This window comes from Weissella tructae (assembly GCF_000732905.1).
Taxonomy (GTDB): Bacteria; Bacillota; Bacilli; order Lactobacillales; family Lactobacillaceae; genus Weissella; species Weissella tructae.
Genome location: NZ_CP007588.1, coordinates 225,509 through 246,309 on the forward strand (window position 1 = coordinate 225,509; position 20,801 = coordinate 246,309).

Annotated in this window: 22 protein-coding genes; all 22 read left to right on the forward strand. The window is 42.0% G+C overall.

Annotation, left to right across the window (positions count from 1 at the left end; genetic code table 11):
* The first annotated feature begins 1 nt into the window (after position 1).
* The 22 genes from WS08_RS06945 to WS08_RS01200 all read left to right on the forward strand — a co-directional run bounded on the left by WS08_RS06945 (position 2) and on the right by WS08_RS01200 (position 20,796).
* A complete protein-coding gene (locus tag WS08_RS06945) occupies positions 2-175 on the forward strand; it encodes a hypothetical protein (RefSeq protein WP_009495456.1) in 174 nt (57 codons plus the stop codon).
* A 219-nt stretch (positions 176-394) separates the two neighbouring features.
* The gene (locus tag WS08_RS01100; protein ID WP_009495455.1) at positions 395-661 is read left to right on the forward strand and encodes a phosphocarrier protein HPr; all 267 of its coding nucleotides are present in this window, start codon (positions 395-397) and stop codon (positions 659-661) included.
* A 43-nt stretch (positions 662-704) separates the two neighbouring features.
* The gene (gene ptsP, locus WS08_RS01105; RefSeq protein WP_038566612.1) at positions 705-2,438 is read left to right on the forward strand and encodes a phosphoenolpyruvate--protein phosphotransferase; all 1,734 of its coding nucleotides are present in this window, start codon (positions 705-707) and stop codon (positions 2,436-2,438) included.
* Between the two features lie 115 nt (positions 2,439-2,553).
* On the forward strand, positions 2,554-3,330 hold the full coding sequence (gene tpiA, locus WS08_RS01110) for a triose-phosphate isomerase (RefSeq protein WP_009495451.1): 777 nt from the start codon (positions 2,554-2,556) through the stop codon (positions 3,328-3,330).
* A gap of 121 nt (positions 3,331-3,451) precedes the next feature.
* The gene (eno, locus tag WS08_RS01115; protein WP_009495449.1) at positions 3,452-4,786 is read left to right on the forward strand and encodes a phosphopyruvate hydratase; all 1,335 of its coding nucleotides are present in this window, start codon (positions 3,452-3,454) and stop codon (positions 4,784-4,786) included.
* 143 nt (positions 4,787-4,929) lie between these two features.
* Positions 4,930-5,166 carry a preprotein translocase subunit SecG gene (gene secG / locus WS08_RS01120; RefSeq protein WP_009495447.1) on the forward strand — a complete coding sequence of 79 codons (237 nt, stop codon included), beginning with the start codon at positions 4,930-4,932 and terminating at the stop codon, positions 5,164-5,166.
* Positions 5,167-5,272: 106 nt separating this feature from the next.
* Positions 5,273-7,585, forward strand: a complete 2,313-nt coding sequence (rnr, locus tag WS08_RS01125; protein WP_009495445.1) for a ribonuclease R — start codon at positions 5,273-5,275, stop codon at positions 7,583-7,585.
* Positions 7,586-7,599: 14 nt separating this feature from the next.
* A complete protein-coding gene (smpB, locus tag WS08_RS01130; RefSeq protein WP_009495444.1) occupies positions 7,600-8,067 on the forward strand; it encodes an SsrA-binding protein SmpB in 468 nt (155 codons plus the stop codon).
* Positions 8,068-8,209: 142 nt separating this feature from the next.
* Complete coding sequence (locus WS08_RS01135) at positions 8,210-9,655, forward strand: amino acid ABC transporter substrate-binding protein/permease (protein ID WP_009495441.1); 1,446 nt, start codon at positions 8,210-8,212, stop codon at positions 9,653-9,655.
* Positions 9,655-10,389, forward strand: a complete 735-nt coding sequence (locus tag WS08_RS01140) for an amino acid ABC transporter ATP-binding protein (protein ID WP_009495439.1) — start codon at positions 9,655-9,657, stop codon at positions 10,387-10,389. Before WS08_RS01135 ends, WS08_RS01140 begins: the two co-directional genes overlap by 1 nt.
* Before the next feature lie 72 nt (positions 10,390-10,461).
* Positions 10,462-11,127, forward strand: a complete 666-nt coding sequence (locus WS08_RS01145) for a uracil-DNA glycosylase (RefSeq protein WP_009495437.1) — start codon at positions 10,462-10,464, stop codon at positions 11,125-11,127.
* 76 nt (positions 11,128-11,203) lie between these two features.
* Positions 11,204-12,193, forward strand: a complete 990-nt coding sequence (gene pta, locus WS08_RS01150) for a phosphate acetyltransferase (RefSeq protein WP_009495435.1) — start codon at positions 11,204-11,206, stop codon at positions 12,191-12,193.
* 206 nt (positions 12,194-12,399) lie between these two features.
* Positions 12,400-12,876 carry a tRNA (adenosine(37)-N6)-threonylcarbamoyltransferase complex ATPase subunit type 1 TsaE gene (tsaE, locus tag WS08_RS01155; RefSeq protein WP_009495432.1) on the forward strand — a complete coding sequence of 159 codons (477 nt, stop codon included), beginning with the start codon at positions 12,400-12,402 and terminating at the stop codon, positions 12,874-12,876.
* The gene (locus WS08_RS01160) at positions 12,860-13,363 is read left to right on the forward strand and encodes a GNAT family N-acetyltransferase (RefSeq protein WP_009495430.1); all 504 of its coding nucleotides are present in this window, start codon (positions 12,860-12,862) and stop codon (positions 13,361-13,363) included. Before tsaE ends, WS08_RS01160 begins: the two co-directional genes overlap by 17 nt.
* Before the next feature lie 8 nt (positions 13,364-13,371).
* A complete protein-coding gene (locus WS08_RS01165; protein WP_009495428.1) occupies positions 13,372-13,905 on the forward strand; it encodes a 3'-5' exonuclease in 534 nt (177 codons plus the stop codon).
* Positions 13,906-13,918: 13 nt separating this feature from the next.
* Entirely contained in the window at positions 13,919-14,815 is an 897-nt protein-coding gene (gene murB, locus WS08_RS01170) for a UDP-N-acetylmuramate dehydrogenase (protein WP_009495426.1), read from the forward strand.
* 31 nt (positions 14,816-14,846) lie between these two features.
* Positions 14,847-15,680, forward strand: a complete 834-nt coding sequence (cdaA, locus tag WS08_RS01175) for a diadenylate cyclase CdaA (protein ID WP_009495424.1) — start codon at positions 14,847-14,849, stop codon at positions 15,678-15,680.
* The gene (locus tag WS08_RS01180) at positions 15,681-16,649 is read left to right on the forward strand and encodes a CdaR family protein (RefSeq protein WP_009495422.1); all 969 of its coding nucleotides are present in this window, start codon (positions 15,681-15,683) and stop codon (positions 16,647-16,649) included.
* A gap of 20 nt (positions 16,650-16,669) precedes the next feature.
* The gene (glmM, locus tag WS08_RS01185) at positions 16,670-18,028 is read left to right on the forward strand and encodes a phosphoglucosamine mutase (protein WP_009495421.1); all 1,359 of its coding nucleotides are present in this window, start codon (positions 16,670-16,672) and stop codon (positions 18,026-18,028) included.
* An 18-nt stretch (positions 18,029-18,046) separates the two neighbouring features.
* Positions 18,047-18,364, forward strand: a complete 318-nt coding sequence (locus tag WS08_RS01190; RefSeq protein WP_009495420.1) for a hypothetical protein — start codon at positions 18,047-18,049, stop codon at positions 18,362-18,364.
* Between the two features lie 255 nt (positions 18,365-18,619).
* Positions 18,620-19,516 carry an aspartate carbamoyltransferase catalytic subunit gene (locus WS08_RS01195; RefSeq protein ID WP_009495417.1) on the forward strand — a complete coding sequence of 299 codons (897 nt, stop codon included), beginning with the start codon at positions 18,620-18,622 and terminating at the stop codon, positions 19,514-19,516.
* Entirely contained in the window at positions 19,516-20,796 is a 1,281-nt protein-coding gene (locus WS08_RS01200) for a dihydroorotase (protein WP_009495415.1), read from the forward strand. Before WS08_RS01195 ends, WS08_RS01200 begins: the two co-directional genes overlap by 1 nt.
* Positions 20,797-20,801: the final 5 nt, after the last annotated feature.

Below are 20,801 nucleotides of genomic sequence, written 5' to 3' on the forward strand. Positions count from 1 at the left end.
TATGACAGATTATAATGCGATGTTGGAAGCATTACGTACGGGAGAACAAGAATCTTTTGAATTAACAGCCGAAGATTTTGCGACGTTCTACGATGTATGGCGTGAATATCCATATCAAAATGCGATTGTGGGCAAGGCTGCTCGAGGTGGTCAGGTCACATATCGTAAAAAATAGTAGTTAATTATGAAACCCCATTTACTTTTGTAAGTGGGGTTTTGTGTTTTCTAAACGCTATTTAGAATCATGAAAATATCTGTGAAAGCGCTTGCCGTTCCTTTTCAAATCTGCTAAAATTTAAAGAGTAGACCGGTGGAGCATAACGTTTTCATCAATTTACAGATTTACTAAATAAACAATCAAATGTCTATTAGACAATTAAAAGGAGAATTAATCATGGACTCACGCGAATTTCACATTGTAGCAGAAACAGGTATCCACGCTCGCCCAGCAACTTTGTTGGTACAAGCAGCTTCAAAGTTTTCATCAAACATTAACTTGGCTTTCCAAGGTAAGGAAGTTAACTTGAAGTCAATCATGGGTGTAATGTCACTTGGTGTTGGCCAAGGTGCAGACGTAACTATTTCAGCTGAAGGTGCTGATGAAGCCGCTGCTATGGACGCTATCTCAGAAACAATGAAGTCTGAAGGATTGATCGACTAATTTTTTCTGAAGCATTAAAAATTGAACAATGAGGGAAGAGTGTATGACTAAAGAGATTAAGGGTATCGCAGCTTCAAATGGTGTTGCGATTGCCAAAGCATATAAGTTGGTCGATCCTGATTTGTCTTTTGAAACGCGTACAATTGACGACGTTCAAGCTGAAGCCGACCGTTTAACGGCGGCTTTTTTAGCATCAAAGACAGATTTGGAACAAATTCGCGATAAAGCAGCTGAATCAATGGGAAAAGAAGAAGCTGAAGTCTTTACTGCACATATCATGGTTTTGGAAGATCCAGAATTCACTGGTGGTGTGACAGGTAAGATTGAAGGCGAACGCGTTAATGCTGAAGCAGCATTGAAGGATATTGCAGATATGTATATCCAAATGTTCGAAAGCATGGGAGATGATAATCCATATATGGCTGAACGTGCAGCTGACATTCGTGACGTTACAAAGCGTATCATGAGTCATTTGTTGCAACGTACATTGCCAAATCCTGCGTTGATTAACGAAGAAGTGATTATCATCGCCAACGATATGACGCCATCAGATACAGCACAATTGGACCGTCGTTTTGTTAAGGGATTCATTACTAACGTTGGTGGACGAACAGCGCACGCCGCTATCATGGCACGTACGCTAGAAATTCCAGCGATTGTTGGTTCGGAAGTAGCAACTCGCGAAATCGCTGAAGGTGATATGGTTATTTTGGACGGACTTGATGGCGTTGCTATCGACCAACCAACTGATGACCAAATCGAAGCCTACCGCGCTAAGGGAGCTGCATACGAAGACAAGAAGGCAACTTGGGCCCGTTTGAAGAACGAAAAGTCAGTTTCAAAGGATGGAAAGGAATTCGTGATTGGAGCGAATATCGGAACACCTAAGGACTTGGCTGGGGTTTTGGAAAACGGTGCTGAAGGTGTTGGTTTGTACCGTACAGAATTCTTGTACATGGATTCAAAGGAATTGCCAACTGAAGATGAGCAATTCGAAGCCTACAAGACTGTTTTGGCCGGTATGGATGGTAAGCCTGTTACAGTTCGTACAATGGACATTGGTGGAGACAAGTACTTGCCATACCTACCATTAGACGAAGAAGAAAACCCATTCTTGGGATACCGTGCGATCCGTATTTCATTGGATCGTACTGATATCTTCCGTACACAACTACGTGCGTTATTGCGTGCATCTGTTTATGGTGAACTATGGATTATGTTCCCAATGGTTGCGACTTTGCCTGAATTCCGTGCGGCTCGCGATATCTTCAATGAAGAGAAGGTGAACCTACAAGCTGAAGGTGTTGAAGTAGCTGACAACATTAAGTTGGGTATCATGATTGAAGTGCCAGCGGCAGCTATTTTGGCTGACCAATTTGCACAAGAAGTGGACTTTTTCTCAATTGGGACAAATGATTTGATTGGTTACTCAATGGCAGCGGATCGTGGAAACGATAAGATTGCTTACTTGTACCAACCATACAATCCATCAATCTTACGTTTGGTGAAGTATGTTATCGAATCAGCACACAAGCACGGTAAGTTTGCCGCAATGTGTGGAGAAATGGCAGGAGACCCAATTGCATTACCTATCTTGATGGGAATGGGATTGGACGAATTCTCAATGTCAGCAACATCAGTGCTACAAGCACGTGATTTGATGAGTAAGTTGGATACAGCAAAGATGGCTGAATTGGCTGAAAAGGCTGTTAACCTACAAACAAATGAAGATGTCATTGCCTTGGTGCATGCCGAAGTGCCTGAATCAAACGATTAATGACTGAAAAAACGTGGGCATCTATATAGGTGCCCACGTTTTTTATTGGTATAGGCGTGTTAAAATACTTTCAAGAGAGTGATTCATATGTTTAATAGTCAGAAAGGCGAAAAATATGCGACGCAAAATTGTCATGGCAAATTGGAAAATGAATAAATTGCCGAGTGAAGCTGCTAGCTATATTGCAGATGTAGGAGAACGTGTAGAGCGTTACCCAGATGTAGATAAAGCGTTGGCGGGACAAGATGTCTTATTGGAAAAAATGGTGCAAGCGGCACAGGATACATCAATTGTCATTGGTGCAGAAAATGTATATTGGAAAGAACGTGGTGCTTACACAGGTGAAACAAGTCCAGAAGCATTAGCTGATCTAGGAATTGTCTACGTGATTATTGGGCATTCAGAACGCCGTAACTATTTCCGTGAAACAGATGAAATGGTTAATTTAAAGGTCTTGGCTGCTTTGCGTAATGGATTAAAGCCCATTGTAGCGATTGATGAAGCCTTGCAAATCAAGTCACATAATGACCACATGCATTGGGTGGCAAATGAAGTCATTGAAGCGTTAAAAGGTGTAAAGCCCGAGCAATTAAAAGACGTGATGTTTGCATATGAACCAACGCAAGCAATTGGAAGTGGACAAGCAATGGATGCTGCTTCAGCGCAAAAACACGTCGCATTGATTCGAGAAGCCGTAGCGGACATCTTTAATGATGAAATTGCCCAAGATATTCGTATTATGTACGGAGGGTCAGTAAAGCCGGCAAATGCTTATGATATTTTAAAACAAGCGGATATTGATGGTGTATTAGTTGGTGACTCTGCGCTCGATCCAAATAACTTTGTTGAATTGGTTCAGTTGGCGCATCAAGCAAGTTTGTGGCAAGCATAAACAATTTGTATAAAAATATCGTTAACCCATAGTTAATTCAGCCCACCCGAGTGTGAAATATGTTACAATAATTGGCGTAAGGGTTAACCTATAAACTTTCTATATCGTAAGGAGAAGAAGAATGTCTGCAATTACTGATATTTACGCACGCGAAGTCCTTGACTCACGTGGAAACCCAACTGTTGAAGTTGAAGTGTACACTGAAGAAGGTGGATTCGGTCGTGGAATCGTACCATCAGGTGCGTCAACTGGGGAACACGAAGCTGTTGAACTACGTGACGGTGACAAGAGCCGTTACAACGGTAAGGGTGTATCAAAGGCCGTTGAAAACGTAAACACAACTATCGCTAAGAAGTTGATTGGTATGGATGTTACTGATCAAGTTTTGTTGGACCAAACAATGATCGCATTGGATGGAACACCAACTAAGTCAAAGTTGGGAGCCAACGCAATCTTGGGTGTATCAATCGCCGCTGCACGTGCTGCTGCTGATGAATTGGGAACACCATTGTACAACTACTTGGGTGGTTTCAACGCTAAGGTTATGCCAACACCAATGATGAACGTTATCAACGGTGGTGCACACGCATCTAACTCTGTTGACTTCCAAGAATTCATGATTATGCCAGTTGGTGCAAAGTCAATCACTGAAGCCGTTCGTATGGGTTCAGAAACTTTCCACGCCTTGCAATCATTGTTGAAGGAAGCTGGACACTCAACTGCTGTTGGTGACGAAGGTGGATTCGCTCCTGACTTCGGTTCAAACGCAGAACCATTTGACTTCTTGTTGAAGGCTATCGAAAAGGCTGGTTACACTCCTGGTAAGGATATCGCCATTGCCTTTGACGTTGCTTCATCAGAATTCTTTGATGCAGAACGTGAAGTTTACGTCTTGGAAGGTGAACCTTCAAAGAAGGACTACACTACTGACGAATTCATCGATTACCTAGAAGCATTGGTTGACAAGTACCCAATCGTTTCAATCGAAGATCCTTTGGACGAAAACCAATGGGATGCTTGGGTTAAGTTGACTGATCGTTTGGGAAAGCGCGTTCAATTGGTTGGTGACGACTTCTTCGTTACTAACACTGAATACCTAAAGAAGGGTATCGAAATGGGAGCCGCTAACTCAATCTTGATCAAGGTTAACCAAATCGGAACGTTGACTGAAACTTTGGAAGCCATCGAAATGGCTAAGGAAGCTGGTTACACAGCTATCGTTTCACACCGTTCAGGTGAAACTGAAGATACAACTATCTCAGACTTGGTTGTTGCTACTAACTCAGGACAAATCAAGACTGGATCATTGTCACGTACTGACCGTATCGCTAAGTACAACCAATTGATGCGTATCGAAGACTTGTTGGGTGACAAGGTTGCACAATACCGTGGTATTGACAGCTTTTACAACATCGACAAGGATGCTCGCGCAGCTGTAACAGGTTGGGAAGCTTAATTTACGTCAATTAAGAACAATTCACTTAGGTGAGTTGTTCTTTTTTTATATACAAATTTATGACACTCTGATTTGAGTTATAAGTCCCATTATGCTATGATAATCAAGTATAAATTCAATTGAAAAAATGGGAGGCACCTGAAATGTATGATACGTTATTAACGGCAATGTTAGTTGTCGGGTTTTTAATTATTGTTGCGGTGCTAATGCAACCATCTAAGCAACAAGACGCGCTATCTGCATTGTCTGGTGGCGGTGGGGATCTGTTTGCGACACAAAAGGCACGAGGATTCCAAGCGGTTATGCAACGCATCACTGCTATCCTAGGCGCTGTGTGGTTTATCTTAGGTCTAGCATTAGTATACCTATCTTCACATTAAGAAATGAAGGGCCCCTCGTGTTGTTTGGCGAGGGGTCCTTTCAGTATCTAAGTGCGTATAATTGAATTTTAAGTAACCATGTAACCAAAAAGAAAAGAGATAAGCAATGACAGAAGAAAATCTACAAAACCAACTCTATGGTTTTTTAAAGGCAAATTCTAGTCAAGCTTTCCCAGCCCAAACATTAGTTGATGGGCTACGTTTAGAAGAGACCAATGCTTTTACAAAAGTTGTGCAAGCATTAGCGGCCTTAGAACGTGTTGAAAAGATCAAAGTCAATGAAGACGGAAACTTTCAATATAATGAACAAAAGGAAGGCGTGATTTGTAATTTCCGTGCCAACGACCGTGGATTCGGTTTTGCGCACTATGATGACAATGAACCAGATGTATTTATTAATCCTGACAATACTTTATTCGCTTTGCAAGGCGATGAAGTTCGTGTCAAGATTCTATCAAAGGGTGATGGAGACCGTGGTCCTGAAGGACAAGTGGTTGAAATCGTTAACCATGGCCGCACACAAGTTGTGGGGACATTTAAGTCAGGTAGTGAATACCGCGACTTTATCGGATCAATTAACATTACGGATAAGAAGACTGCTTCATACCAATTCTTGGTTAAAGAAGGTGGTGTTGCGGCTAACGATGGTGAAGTCGTTGTTGCAACTATTGATGATTATCCAAGTCAAGATACGCCTAAGCGTATGACTGGAACAATTTTGAAGTCTATTGGACATCAAGATGACCCAGGTGTTGATATCTTGGAAGTGGTTTATAACCATGACCTACCACACATCTTCCCAGAAGCGACAATGAAGGAAGCTGAAGCAACACCACAAGAAGTGTTGGACAGCGAACGTGAAGGTCGTGAAGATGTGACTGACCAAACTTTGGTGACAATTGACTCAATTGAATCAAAGGACTTGGATGACGCCGTTGTGGTTGAACGTTTGGATAACGGAAACTACCATCTAGGTGTTCACATTGCTGACGTGTCACACTACATTCAAGAGAAGACAGCATTGGATGCTGAAGCGTATAACCGTGGAACATCTGTTTATTTGACTGACCGTGTTATTCCAATGTTGCCACGCAGCATCTCAAATGGGATTGCCTCATTGAACCCAGGCGTTGAACGTTTGGCTATGTCATGTGAAATGGAATTCACACCAACTGGAGAATTGGTGAACCACCGTATTCATCAATCAGTGATGCGTTCACATGCACGTATGACTTACAAGGCGGTTAATGCCATCCTTGAAGGTGATGAAGAAACACGTGAAGAATACGCTGACTTAGTACCAATGTTTGAAGCAATGAACATGTTGCACAATGCATTGGCTGCAAAGCGTAAAGAACGTGGCGCGATTGAATTTGATGCACCTGAAGCAAAGATTATTGTGGATGAAACTGGAAAGCCAACAGACATCGAATTGCGTGAACGTGGGACATCAGAACGTATGATCGAATCATTCATGCTAGCGGCTAATGAAACGGTTGCGATGCATTATGACTTGGCTAACGTACCATTCATGTACCGTATTCACGAACAACCAGATAAGGAACGTGTTGCTAAGTTCTTCGAATTTGCACAAGCCTTAGGTTGCCCAGTAAAGGCTAACCCAGATAAGGTTAAGCCAAGTGACTTCCAACAAATCCACAAGTACTTCTTGGGTCGCCCAGAAGAACAAATGGTTTCTATGATGATGTTGCGTGCTATGCAACAAGCCAAGTACTCAGACAATCCAGTTGGGCACTTTGGAATTGGTGCTGATTACTACACACACTTTACATCCCCAATCCGTCGTTACCCTGACTTGATGGTTCACCGTCTAATTAAGTGGTACGAAAAGAATGGTATGGGTGATGCTGCACAAGCTGAATACCGTGATAAGTTAGCTGAAATTGCATCTGAAGCGTCTGTTAAGGAACGTCGTTCCGTTGATACAGAACGTGATGTAGATGCTATGAAGAAGACTGAATTTATGGAAGATAAGGTGAACCAAGAATTCGACGCCGTTGTTAACGGTGTGATGAAGTTTGGAATGTTCGTCTCATTGCCAAATACAGTTGAAGGATTGATTCATACATCTAACTTAACGGACGATTACTATCACTTCGATGAATCTCATCAAGCATTGATTGGTCGCCGTTTCCACCACATTTACCAAGTCGGACAACCGGTTAAGGTGAAGTTGGTTCGTGTTGATAAGGAACAAAGTGCACTTGATTTCGTTTTGGTAGATCCTAAGGATGCACCATTAACAGATATCAAGGTACCGGAACCTCGTAAGCCATTTAACAAAAATGGTAAGAAGCCTTTCAATGGATCAAAGGGTGGCTTTAACAAGAAGCCACAAGGTAAGCCTATGGATCACAAGGAATCTGCAAAGAAGCGTACAAACACTAAGCATAAGTAAAGTGGAGGTGTGGTATGGCTAAGAAGCAAAAAGCCACGCAAGATGCTCTGGCAACGAACAAGAAAGCCCGTCATGATTATGCAATCGGTGAAACATTTGAAGCTGGTATGGCTTTAACAGGAACTGAAATCAAATCTGTACGTGCTGGGCGCGTAACAATTGCGGACGGATTTGTGCAAATTCGCCATGGTGAAGCATGGTTAGATAATGTGCATATTAGTCCATTTGAACAGGGAAATCAGTTCAATCATGAACCGGTCCATCCCCGTCGCCTTTTGTTACACAAGAAAGAAATTCAAACATTAGCGGCCGCGACTGACCAACAAGGGAAGACGATTGTACCGTTAAAGATTTATCTAAAACGTGGTTTTGCAAAAGTGCTCATTGGTGTTGCAACTGGTAAGCACAATTACGACAAGCGTCATGATTTGAAGAAGCGTGATCAAGAACGTGATATTCAACGTGCACTACGTGACCGATAAAAGATAAAAAGGACATCCTTAACGGGGTGTCCTTTTTAATTTTATTTTAATGTTTTGTTAACTTTTCTCACATAATAAACCCACTGGAAATCGCATCCGTGCTAATATCGTATAAACTTAACAACAATGGAGGGGTATATACATGAGAAAGTGGTTAGTTAGCTTGGGTCTGTCCGTGATGGCAGTAGTTGGTATGATGGGGGCGATGCCAACAGGTAATGCGGATAGTAAGCCGCACTATACAGTTGCTACGGATACCACATATCCCCCATTTGAATTCCAAGGGGATGATGGCAAGTATCGTGGGATTGACATTGATATGCTGGAAGCAATTTCTAAGTCAGAAGGATTTACATATGAATTAAAGCCAATGAGTTTTAATGCAGGAGTACAAGCCGTTCAAGCGAAGCAAATTGACGGTTTGTTAGCCGGAACAGCCATTACAGATGAGCGTAAGAAAATTTTTGATTTCGGGACACCTTACTATCGAACTGGTGTTGTTGCTGCCATCAGTGAAAAGAATGATGACATTAAGACACTAGATGATTTGAAGGGGAAGAATGTTGCGGCTAAGACAGGAACAGCAGCGACTGTCTATGCAGAAGAAATGGCCAAGAAATATGGCTTTACGCTAACATACTTTAACGATTCTAATACCATGTTTAACGATGTGATGGTTGGTAATTCAGTCGCAACGTTTGAAGATCAACCTGTGATGGCGTATGCCATTAAGCAAGGGTTAGCGATGAAGATTATCACTGAACCCGCGAAAGCTGGTTGGTATGGATTTAGTGTTAAAAAAGGAGACAACCCAGAATTCTTAGCATCATTTAATGCTGGATACCAAAAGTTGGTGGATAGTGGTGAATTTGACAAGATTGTTGAATACTACTTAGGTGACACTGGTTACTCATACCAAGAAGCATCTGCACCAAAGGAAACAACAATTTTCACATTGCTTGCGGACAACAAAAAGGCATTGTGGAATGGATTATTGAAGACACTACAACTAACGTTTATTGGATTTATCTTAGCGGCGCTATGGGGAATTCTATTAGGTGTTATGGGTGTCTCAAAGAATAAGTTTATTAGTGGTTTGTCTTCAACGATTGTGTACATCTTCCGTGGATTACCAATGCTAGTGCTAGCATTCTTTATTTACATTGGGGTACCAAGTTTAACTGGAACTAAGATTCCAGCCTTTACAGCGGGAATTATTACGTTGCTACTGAATGAAGGAGCCTACATTGCATCCTTCGTGAAGGGAAGTTTCTTAGCGGTGGATAAGGGACAATTAGAGGCTGCGCGTTCATTGGGATTGCCATACCGTAAGGCAATGATGAAGGTTGTGATGCCGCAAGGACTTCGTATGATGATGCCGAGTTTTGTGAACCAATTTATCATTACGTTGAAGGACACATCATTGTTGTCTGCCATCGGAATCATTGAATTAACACAAACAGGAACATTGATTATCGCACGTAATCTACAAGGATTCCGTGTCTGGGTAATTATCGCAATCATGTACCTACTAGTTATTACAATCTTAACTTGGATCTCACTTTGGGTAGAAAAGAGGACTAAATAATGGCAATTATCGACGTTAAAAATGTACACAAGCGCTATGGGAACAACGAAGTCCTAAAAGGGATTAGTTTAGACGTGAATGAAGGTGAAGTTGTCGTGATGATTGGTCCTTCAGGATCGGGAAAGTCAACTTTCTTACGCATGTTGAATCGCTTGGAAGAAATTGATGAAGGTGTTATTCGCATTGATGGGGATGATATTTACGCCAAGTCAAATAACATGGACGAAACGCGTGAAAAGATTGGGATGGTATTCCAACATTTCAATCTTTTCCCACATCTAACGGTTCTAGAAAACATCACGTTGGCACCAACTGAATTAGGGCGTATGGATAAGCAAGCGGCTGAAGAAGAAGGAAAGCGTTTATTGGCACAAGTTGGATTAGCTGATAAGGCGAATGCGAAGCCAGCAACATTATCTGGTGGGCAAAAGCAACGTGTTGCAATTGCGCGTGCATTGGCAATGCATCCAGAAATCCTATTGTTTGACGAACCAACGTCAGCTTTGGACCCCGAAATGGTCGGTGATGTCTTACAAGTTATGAAGCAATTAGCTGAAGACGGTATGACGATGATTGTGGTGACACATGAAATGGGATTTGCTAAGCAAGTTGCCGACAAGGTTGTCTTCTTTGCAGATGGTGTTATTCGTGAAGAAGGGACACCAGAAGAAATCTTCAATAACCCACAAGATGATCGTACGAAGGAATTCTTGAATAAGGTATTGAATGTTTAGAAAAGCCCCATACTCTAGGTATGGGGCTTTTTGTTTGGTACAATGTCCAAGACAAGAAACAAGAGGTGGAATATGCAAACAGAAAATATGCAAGCCTGGACGCAGGCATTGGCCGAGAAATTACCGGCTGATTATTGGCAACGCGTTACGATATTCATGGACGAAGTGTACTCAGAAGAGACAATCTATCCAGCCCGTGAAAATGTTTTTGCAGCATTAGACACAACGGCATTAGCTGATACACGAGTCGTTATTTTAGGGCAAGACCCGTATATTAATCCTGGACAAGCACAGGGGTTAAGTTTCTCAGTACCGAGTGACACAACCTTGCCACCGTCATTGCGTAATATCTTTAAAGAAATTGCAAGTGACTTGGATGTGGTTGAACCAACCGATGGTGACCTACATCATTGGGCTAATCAAGGTGTCTTGCTATTGAATGCTGTACTAACAGTGCCGGCAGGTAAGTCAAATGCCCATGCCAAGTTAATTTGGGAAACACTTACAGATGCCATCATTAGTGTAGTTGCTGAACAAGAACAACCGGTTGTGTTCATTCTGTGGGGTGCCTATGCACAGAAGAAGGCAAAATTAATTACAGGTGATCAAAACCTGATTTTGAAGGCGCCACACCCAAGTCCTTTATCATCATATCGTGGATTTTTTGGTTCAAAGCCATTCAGTCAAACGAATGCGTATTTAGCTGAACATGGGCAAGAGATGATTGATTGGGTGTAAGGCTAGCTTAAAACTTAAAATCATGTGATAATAAACACATAGTCTAAAACGATGTGTACATTTTGGGAGGAATACCATGGATTTATTTGCACAATTATCAAACGAAGTTAAAGGACAAGGTGTACGCCTTGTCTTCCCTGAAGGGGATGATGCACGTATTCAAGAAGCTGCGGTACGTTTAGCAGAAGAAGCGTTGGTTGAACCTGTTTTGTTGGGAAATCCTGCGGTTATCAAAGAAACAGCCGAACAAACAGGTCGTGATTTACAACTCGTTACAATTATTGATCCAGCGAATTATGATCCAGCGTTGAGCCAAGAAATGGTTGCGGCTTTAGTTGAACGACGTAAGGGAAAAGTTGATGAAGCGCAAGCGACACAACTTTTGTTGGATGTGAACTACTTTGGAACAATGTTGGTTTACATGGGACACGTTGATGGTATGGTCTCAGGGGCCGCTCATTCAACTGGAGAAACTGTTCGCCCAGCTTTGCAAATCATTAAGACAGCGCCTGGTTCAAGCCGTATTTCAGGTGCTTTCGTGATGCAAAAGGGTGACGAACGTTATGTATTCGCTGACTGTGCGATTAACATCGATCCAGATGCGCAAACATTGTCAGAAATTGCGCTACAATCAGCGCAAACGGCGCAAATCTTTGGTATTGATCCTAAGGTTGCGATGTTGAGCTATTCAACAAAGGGATCTGCTGCAGGAGAAGGTGCTAACAAGGTGATTGAAGCAACAAAGTTGGCACAAGAAGCAGCACCTGCTGGTGTGGAAATTGACGGAGAACTACAATTTGATGCAGCCTTTGTACCAGAAGTTGCAGCATCAAAGGCGCCAGAATCAGCAGTTGCTGGTCAAGCCAAGGTCTTTGTCTTCCCAAGTTTGGAAGCTGGAAACATTTCATACAAGACGGTTCAACGTCTTGGTGGATTCGAAGCAGTTGGTCCAATCCTACAAGGGTTGGCTAAGCCTGTTTCAGACTTGTCTCGTGGTGCAAATGTAGAAGATGTCTACAAGGTATCAATCATTACCGCAGCGCAAGTATTGCAAGCAAATAAGTAAGCATAATTTAAATACCGACTAACTCAGGTTAGTCGGTATTTTTTTATTTTTAATGGTATCTGGAGTGGTCATGGTAAAAGCTAATGACACGCTATTGCGATGTTCTAGACCGATGCAGAGAAGGTGGCTTGGATTTGTATGATTTATATGCTTGGAAAACTGCGAGTAACACTGAAAAATGGTATAATAGGCAGATGAGAATGAAAATGAATTCAGTAGAAGAAACACAAACAGTAGCAGCAGCATTAGCGTCAATTATTCAACCGGGAGATACACTATTATTGAATGGTGACTTAGGCGCAGGGAAAACAACATTTACACAGGGATTCGCACGTGCGTTAGGGATGAAACGTCCGTTAAAGAGTCCGACTTTTACGCTTGTTCGTGAATACCAAACACCGCATTTCCAATTGAACCATTTGGATGTGTACCGATTAGGTGAAGAAGGTGGTGCGGATGAACTTGGATTGAATGAATATTTTAATCCAACGAGCGTCACCATCGTGGAATGGTCAGAATTTATTACGAATGACTTGCCACAAGATTATTTACAAATTGATCTAACGCGTTTGGAACATGATATTGCGGATACCCAACGCGCGATTGAAATTACGGCCCAGGGTGTTGTCAGTCAACAACGATTGCAAGAATTAGAGGAGGCCCTTGATGGAACTATTCATTAGACCTGTTGAGCCAGAAGACTCACAAAATTTGTTGGTATTATTGGCACAATTGACTAAAGAATCAACAACTTTTTTGCTGATGCAAGATTTATCAGTTGTATCGGTCATGAGCCAAGCTGATAATATTGCTTATCTACAATCAACAACCAACAATGTCATGTTAGTCGTATCAGACGAACATGATAACTTGTATGGCTTAGCAACCGCCGTTGCAGGGATAGATGGAACGCAAGCCGAAATTGGTGTTGCCGTCTTAGCGCAATATCAAGGAAATGGGCTAGCCCAAGCGTTGATTGAAGAGTTGTTAGCATGGGCAGTTGATTATAGTTCTGTTAATGCTTTAACGTTAACCGTACAACTACATAATGCACCAGCAATTCATATTTACGAAAAGTATGATTTTAGCTGGGTAGAAGGAAGCGAAAATACAATTGAAAACGCGAATGGAGAATCTGTTCCTGCAAAGGATATGATTCGCCAACTATAGGGGATAAGATGAATTTTATTGCAATGGATTTTGAGACGGCTAGTGCGCAACGACATAGTGCCGTTTCGTTAGGTATTGCGGTTGTTCGTGATGATAAAGTCGTTGATCAGTTTTATACGTTATTAAAGCCAGATACAGCATTTGATGCACGCAACACACAAATTCATGGTATTACGGAGCGAGATGTGATGAACGCGCCAACTTTTCCACAAATTTGGCCCATGATTGCACCCTTCTTTACGCCAAATCAATTAGTGATTGCGCATAACGCGCCATTTGATAATAGTGTTTTACGTGCGTCGTTAGAATACTATCGATTACCAACGGCACATTATCTATCAATCGATACAGTACGAACATCACGTAAACTGTATCCGAACCTACCAAATCATAAATTGAATACAATGGCCGAAGTGCTGGCCATTGATTTACATCAACATCACAACGCGCTAGATGATACAGTTGCGGCGGCTAAGATTTTAGTCAAGCAAGCACAAGTATTCGGCGTTGATGCTGTTAAGCCATTTGTTAAAAACATTTAATTAGGAGCAGCATATGCAAATTGAAACTTTAAAGACAGCGTTTCCGGCATTGACCATTGAAACGCATGTTGACTTATCAGCATATACAAATACACGTGTCGGTGGTGTGGCTGATGGTATTTTTTGGCCAAATACATTGGCGGAATTAACCGATGTTGTGACTTATGCAAACGACAACAATGTACCCGTATTGGTTTTGGGAAATGCATCAAACCTAATTATTACGGATGAAGGTGTTCGTGGGCTAGTCATCTTTTTGACAAAATTGACTGACATTATCGTGTCAGAAAATACTATTACCGCTGCTGCGGGAGCCGCAATCATTGACGTCAGTGAAACAGCGCAACAAGCAGGGCTAACTGGGGTCGAATGGGCTGCTGGAATTCCGGGATCTGTCGGTGGCGCAGTGTATATGAACGCCGGTGCTTACGGTGGACAAGTAGATGGATGCCTATTAACAGCAGATGTTTTACACCCGAATGGTGAAATTGAAACATTGACATGCGAAGACTTGGATTTCAGTTACCGTCATAGCTCAGTTCAGGGGACTGGCGATGTCATTATCTCAGCAACCTTTGAATTGGAAAACGGGGATGCAAAAGAAATTCGCGCCATGATGGAAGACTTTAATGAACGTCGTGCTAGTAAGCAACCGCTTGAATACCCATCATGTGGGTCAGTCTTTAAGCGTCCTGAAGGCCATTTTGCAGGTAAGTTGATTATGGATGCCGGCCTACAAGGCTTTACGATTGGTGGAGCGCAAGTTTCACGTAAGCACGCTGGCTTCATTGTTAATTTTGCCGATGCTAGTAGTGCAGATTATGTGGGAGTTATTCGTCACGTTCAAGCCGTTGTGTTGGAACAAACGGGTATTACATTGGAAACTGAAGTACGTATTTTAGGGGAATAAGTATTACAAAACACGTGTAAAGGAGTAGGGAATGCAAGAATTCTTAAATTTTGTCAGCAATATTAGTATTGTCCAGATAATCGATGTGTTGATTGTGTGGTGGTTGTTATTCCGACTGTTCATGTTGATTCGCGGAACAAAAGCCGTGATGTTACTCCGTGGTGTTGGGATTGTTGTGATTGTTAAATTGGTGAGTTGGTATGTCGGCCTAAGTACAATTTCTTGGTTAACTGACCAAGTGATTAATTGGGGTGTGATTGCCTTGGTGGTGGTTTTCCAACCAGAAATCCGTCGTGGATTGGAACACTTGGGTCGCCGACCATTCATTAAGCAAAAGCAAGAAGGTATCGAAGCACAACATTTGATTAACTCATTGGATGATGCCATTCAATATATGTCGAAGCGACATATCGGGGCATTGATTTCAATTCAAATGGAGACTGGCTTGGAAGAATACGTTGAAACGGGTATCGCCATTGATGGTGAAATTTCGAGTCAATTATTGATTCAAACGTTTATTCCCAATACGCCGTTGCATGACGGGGCTGTGATTATTCGCGACATGCGTTTAGCAGCAGCTGCAGCATATCTGCCGCTATCAGATAATGCCATGATTCCAAAGGAATTGGGGACACGTCATCGTGCATCTGTAGGAATTTCTGAAGTAACGGACGCGTTAACGATTGTTATTTCTGAAGAAACAGGAAGTGTTTCGATTACACGTAATGCAGAATTGATGATGAATCTGCAACGCGATGAATACTTGAAGTATCTAGAACGCCAACTATTGCCGAAGTCTGATCATGATGAAAAGCCTTGGCAAGTTGTGTTGAATGCTATGAATTTCCGTAAGGAGGGCAAGTAAATGCGTCCGAATTTAGAAAAGACATTATATTCATTACTTTGTTTATTGTTAGCGATTCTACTCGCAGTGTATGTGGGTGAGCAACGTGGCACGAACATTACACGTGGTGGTCAAGTTGACGGTAAAATTGGTGATTTTAAAGGACTAGTATCTACTAAAAAAGCAACAATTAATGCACCGTTACAATTGAACGGATTAGATACTGACAAGTATTATGTTGCTGGTGCACCCGAAACCGTGAAGATTGAAGTTGAAGGGGCCGCTGCACTCGTGACAACGGCACAAAACACGAAGAATTTCCAAGTGTACGCTGATTTAACAGATTTGGATGTTGGTGAACATCAGGTTAAGCTAAAAGAATCAGGATTGAACGATGGTCTGACATTTAAAATTATTCCGGAACGATTGGATATTACGATTGCAAAACGAGCAACCGCTAGCCATGATGTTGAAGTGACCTTTAATAAGTCAGCGATTGCTGAAGGTTATCACACAGGTAAGATAAGTAGTTCTGTGGATAAGGTTGAAATTTCAGGCCGAGCTGATGCTGTCTGGGCGGTAGATCGCGTAATTGCCAATGTTCAAATGAATAGAGATACAACAGAATCTGTGAATCAATCAGTGGTACTACAGGCTGTTGATGCGAATGGGACACCTATTAATGTGACCATTTCGCCACAAATTGCCAAGGTAGAAATACCAATTGAAGCTGGTGAAGGTAATCGGGATATTCCGATTAAATTTGTCGGTGAAAATGGTAACCTTGATAAGTTTGAAATATCAGGTAGCATGAATGAAGTACGGGCATCTGGATCTGTTGCAGACTTGGATGTGATTAAGTCATTAGAAGTCTCTATTGATTTAAGTGATATAAAAGAAGAAACAACAAAAGAAATTGAATTAAAAGCGCCAAAAGGCACGAAGTTAGCGGAAAAGAAGATACAAGTTACGATTAAGCCGAAGGCATAGACATTAAGAGGAGTTTAGATATGGTTGAATTACATTACTTTGGGACTGATGGAGTCCGTGGGATTGCGAATAAAGAATTAACACCAGAACTAGCGTTCCGTTTGGGACGTATGGGTGGTGCTGTGTTGACACGTCATGCAGAAGGACGTCAAGCAAAGGTCCTAGTTGGTCGTGACACGCGTATTTCAGGTGAAATGCTAGAATCAGCTTTGGTTGCTGGTTTGTTGTCAGTTGGAATTGAAATTTTGAAGCTAGGTGTGATTTCAACACCAGGTGTGTCATACCTAGTACCAACACAATCAGCTGATGCGGGTGTACAAATTACAGCCTCACACAATCCTGCTGAAGATAACGGAATCAAGTTCTTTGGTGCCGATGGATTTAAGTTGTCTGACGAATTGGAAGCTGAAATCGAAGCTTTGTTGGATGCGCCAGTTGATGAATTACCACGTCCAGCTGCTGAAGGATTGGGAACAGTCTCATTCTTCCCAGAAGGAGCGGCTAAGTACTTGTCATACCTTCAAACAACAACACCAGACGATTTGTCAGGTATGAAGATTGCAATTGATGCCGCAAACGGTGCGACTTCAAGCTCTGTTTCAAAGTTGTTTGCAGACTTGGACGCTGACTTTGTTACAATGGCGACAAATCCAAACGGATTGAACATCAACGATGGTGTAGGATCAACACATCCTGAAGCTATCTCAGCCTTTACTGTTGAAAACAATGCGCAAGTTGGTTTGGCGTTTGACGGAGACGGGGATCGTTTGATTGCGGTTGATGAAAACGGAGCTGTGATTAATGGTGATAAGATTATGTTCATTATTGGTAAGTACCTATCTGAACATGGTCGTCTACGCCAAGACACAATTGTGACAACAGTTATGTCAAACATTGGTATGTACAAGGCAATGGATGAACACAACATTGCATCTGTTAAGACTGCTGTTGGTGACCGTTACGTTGTTGAAGAGATGGTTAAGAACGGCTACAACGTTGGTGGAGAACAATCAGGACACGTTGTATTCTTGGATTGGGCCTCAACAGGAGATGGAATGCTAACCGGTTTGCAATTGCTACAAGTTGTGAAGGATACTGGTAAGCCACTATCAGAACTGGCTGCTGAAATGACAGAATACCCACAAGTCTTGATCAATGTGCAAGTAACAGATAAGAAGGCTGCCTTGGATAATGAAGCAATTCAAGCCATTATTGCGGATGTTGAAGAACGTATGGCCGGTGATGGTCGTGTATTGGTACGCCCTTCAGGAACACAAGATTTGCTACGTGTCATGGTAGAAGCGTCTACAGATGCATTAGCTAACGAATATGTAAATGCCATTGTTGATGTCGTTAATGCTGAAGTTGGAGTTAATTAAGCAAAGGACGTTTTGAAAATGGATACAGAAAATTATCAAACGTTAGATATTATTGAAGAGATTACACGTAATGATGGATCAACTTATAAAGAAATTGGTAATCTATTGCACAATGGGCAAGCGGAGTATGCAGCAGAACAAGGGATGATTCAATCTGTGCGTATTTTGAAGATTAACATTCCGCATTCAACTAACGTTGAAAAATATGAGCAATATATCAATGGGAAATTTGATATTCCATCAGAGGTCGCGATTTCTGAATATCAAGAATGGACGAAAACAGATGAGATGTCAGATTTGGTGACGCAAATCATTTCTGATAATAATGTTAGTTAACAATAAGTAAAACGCTAGTAAAACTTTACTAGCGTTTTTATTTTTGTAAAAAACGTTTACTAGGTAAAACAGACGTGCTATAATATTTTTAACAACGAAATACCTTTTAAGATTGAATCCAGAGAGATTCGCAAGGGTAGCATGACTAGTTAGATAAAGGGGGAGACTGGAGTCTCTCTGTTTTCTTGAAGAAATTTAGTCAAAGCCCTGCGAATCAATCGATTCGCAGGGCTTTTTCTATATCAGGAGGCAGGCATGCAAAACTTTGTAAACTTAAACGACTTATCAACTGAACAAATTCGCGCCATGATCGATTTGACGCTAGCGTATAAAGCGGGAAAGCAACCTAAGCAAGAACGACGTTTGGTCGCTAATTTATTCTTTGAAAATTCAACACGAACACAAACAAGTTTCCAAGTTGCGCAATTGAATTTGGGATGGGAACAAGTACATATTAATCCATCAACAAGCTCAACTAAAAAGGGTGAGAGTTTGATGGATACGTTGAAAACATTAGGCGCGGTTGGCGTCGACACAGTGGTTATTCGCCACAGTATGAATGATTGGTATCAACCACTGATTGAAGAAAATTCAGAGTTGATGCCTCACTTAGTTAACGCAGGAGATGGTAATGGCCAACATCCTTCACAAAGTTTGTTGGACTTGGTCACAATCTATGAAGAGTTTGGACACTTTGAAGGACTAAAGATTCGTATCGTTGGAGACTTAGCACATTCACGAGTGGCACGTTCAAATGCGGAAATTCTAACTCGCTTAGGGGCGCACGTCACATTTAGTGGACCAGAAGAATGGTATCCAGCCGACTTTGCAGAATTTGGCGCTTACGCACCAATCGATGAAGGGCTAGCAGAACAAGATGTTGTGATGTTCCTACGTGTACAACATGAACGACTAGCAGACATGGAAAATGTTGACTTCTCTGCGGTGAACTACCACCGCAATCATGGGTTAACACCAGCGCGTTACGAAGAACTAAAAGATGAAGCAATCATTATGCATCCAGCGCCCGTTAACCGAGATGTTGAAATTGCGGATGAATTAGTTGAAGCTGAAAAGTCTCGTATCTTTAAGCAAATGACAAACGGTGTTTACGCTCGTATGGCAATCTTAACTTCACTGGGGGAAGCATAATGACAAGTTTACTAATTAAAAACGCACAAATTATTGTAGAAAACAGTGATTTAACACAAACAGATGTGTTGGTTCGAGACGGACGGATCGCTGAAATTGCACCAAAGCTAACAATTAAAGCGGATAAGGTAATCGATGCCAAAGGTGCGTTACTAACACCAGGATTAATCGACATTCACGTTCATTTCCGTGAACCAGGATTTGAATACAAAGAAACAATTGCGACAGGATCATACGCAGCAGCACGCGGTGGCTTCACAACGGTTGCGGCAATGCCAAATCTAGACCCAGTACCAAGTACAGTTGATGCATTCAAGCAAGTACAAGGTTTGAATGAAAAGAATGGTGTCATCAATGTTGCCCAATATGCAGCTATCTCTGCTGGCTTAACAGCGGATGAAGTTGGCGACATCTCAGGACTAGCAGACGCGGGGGCGGTTGCCTTTACGAACGACGGAAAAGGGGTGCAAACAGCAGCGACAATGCGTGATGCAATGAAACTTGCAGCTGGCGTTAATCGCCCACTGGTTGCCCACGTTGAAGACGAATCACTTGTAAACGGTGGGGTTATGAACCTAGGTGCTCGCTCAGAAGAATTGGGCTTGCCAGGTATTGACCCACTAGCAGAATCATCACAACTAGCACGTGACTTGGTTATTGCAAAAGCAACAGGTGTTCATTACCACGTCGCACACATTTCAACTGCTGAATCAGTCGAATTAGTGCGTATTGCTAAGCAACAAGGTGTAAAGGTATCAGCTGAAGTATCACCACATCACTTATTGTTAGATGAAACGCACATTGATGGTGATAATGCATTGTTCAAGATGAACCCACCACTACGTAGTATGCGAGATCGTTCAGTTGTCATTGCAGGATTACTAGATGGAACCATTGATATGGTTGCCACTGACCATGCACCACATGCGGTTGACGAAAAAGAACGTAGCTTTATCGGCGCAGCATTTGGAATCACTGGAATTGAAACGAGCTTCCAATTGATTTACACACATTTTGTTCGCTCTGGTATCGCAACATTAGCAGACGTGATGGATTGGATGGTCGCTGCACCAGCAAAGCAATTTAACTTGGATGCACCAACGAAAATTGCTGTCGGGGAACGTGCAGACTTGGCGCTATTCGACTTAGAACAAGCACATACAATTACAGCAGATGAATTTGTATCAATGGGTGTGAACACACCATTTATCGGGGAAGAAATTTACGGCCAAACAACAACTACAATTGTAAATGGTGAAGTTGTTTATCAAGCAAACTAAGGGGA

Excerpts from the sequence above, each read along its gene's own strand:
- WS08_RS06945 (WP_009495456.1), top strand. The coding sequence starts at position 2 with ATGACAGATTATAATGCGATGTTGGAAGCATTACGTACGGGAGAACAA.
- WS08_RS01100 (WP_009495455.1), top strand. The coding sequence starts at position 395 with ATGGACTCACGCGAATTTCACATTGTAGCAGAAACAGGTATCCACGCT.
- ptsP (WP_038566612.1), top strand. The coding sequence starts at position 705 with ATGACTAAAGAGATTAAGGGTATCGCAGCTTCAAATGGTGTTGCGATT.
- tpiA (WP_009495451.1), top strand. The coding sequence starts at position 2,554 with ATGCGACGCAAAATTGTCATGGCAAATTGGAAAATGAATAAATTGCCG.
- eno (WP_009495449.1), top strand. The coding sequence starts at position 3,452 with ATGTCTGCAATTACTGATATTTACGCACGCGAAGTCCTTGACTCACGT.
- secG (WP_009495447.1), top strand. The coding sequence starts at position 4,930 with ATGTATGATACGTTATTAACGGCAATGTTAGTTGTCGGGTTTTTAATT.
- rnr (WP_009495445.1), top strand. The coding sequence starts at position 5,273 with ATGACAGAAGAAAATCTACAAAACCAACTCTATGGTTTTTTAAAGGCA.
- smpB (WP_009495444.1), top strand. The coding sequence starts at position 7,600 with ATGGCTAAGAAGCAAAAAGCCACGCAAGATGCTCTGGCAACGAACAAG.
- WS08_RS01135 (WP_009495441.1), top strand. The coding sequence starts at position 8,210 with ATGAGAAAGTGGTTAGTTAGCTTGGGTCTGTCCGTGATGGCAGTAGTT.
- WS08_RS01140 (WP_009495439.1), top strand. The coding sequence starts at position 9,655 with ATGGCAATTATCGACGTTAAAAATGTACACAAGCGCTATGGGAACAAC.
- WS08_RS01145 (WP_009495437.1), top strand. The coding sequence starts at position 10,462 with ATGCAAACAGAAAATATGCAAGCCTGGACGCAGGCATTGGCCGAGAAA.
- pta (WP_009495435.1), top strand. The coding sequence starts at position 11,204 with ATGGATTTATTTGCACAATTATCAAACGAAGTTAAAGGACAAGGTGTA.
- tsaE (WP_009495432.1), top strand. The coding sequence starts at position 12,400 with ATGAATTCAGTAGAAGAAACACAAACAGTAGCAGCAGCATTAGCGTCA.
- WS08_RS01160 (WP_009495430.1), top strand. The coding sequence starts at position 12,860 with ATGGAACTATTCATTAGACCTGTTGAGCCAGAAGACTCACAAAATTTG.
- WS08_RS01165 (WP_009495428.1), top strand. The coding sequence starts at position 13,372 with ATGAATTTTATTGCAATGGATTTTGAGACGGCTAGTGCGCAACGACAT.
- murB (WP_009495426.1), top strand. The coding sequence starts at position 13,919 with ATGCAAATTGAAACTTTAAAGACAGCGTTTCCGGCATTGACCATTGAA.
- cdaA (WP_009495424.1), top strand. The coding sequence starts at position 14,847 with ATGCAAGAATTCTTAAATTTTGTCAGCAATATTAGTATTGTCCAGATA.
- WS08_RS01180 (WP_009495422.1), top strand. The coding sequence starts at position 15,681 with ATGCGTCCGAATTTAGAAAAGACATTATATTCATTACTTTGTTTATTG.
- glmM (WP_009495421.1), top strand. The coding sequence starts at position 16,670 with ATGGTTGAATTACATTACTTTGGGACTGATGGAGTCCGTGGGATTGCG.
- WS08_RS01190 (WP_009495420.1), top strand. The coding sequence starts at position 18,047 with ATGGATACAGAAAATTATCAAACGTTAGATATTATTGAAGAGATTACA.
- WS08_RS01195 (WP_009495417.1), top strand. The coding sequence starts at position 18,620 with ATGCAAAACTTTGTAAACTTAAACGACTTATCAACTGAACAAATTCGC.
- WS08_RS01200 (WP_009495415.1), top strand. The coding sequence starts at position 19,516 with ATGACAAGTTTACTAATTAAAAACGCACAAATTATTGTAGAAAACAGT.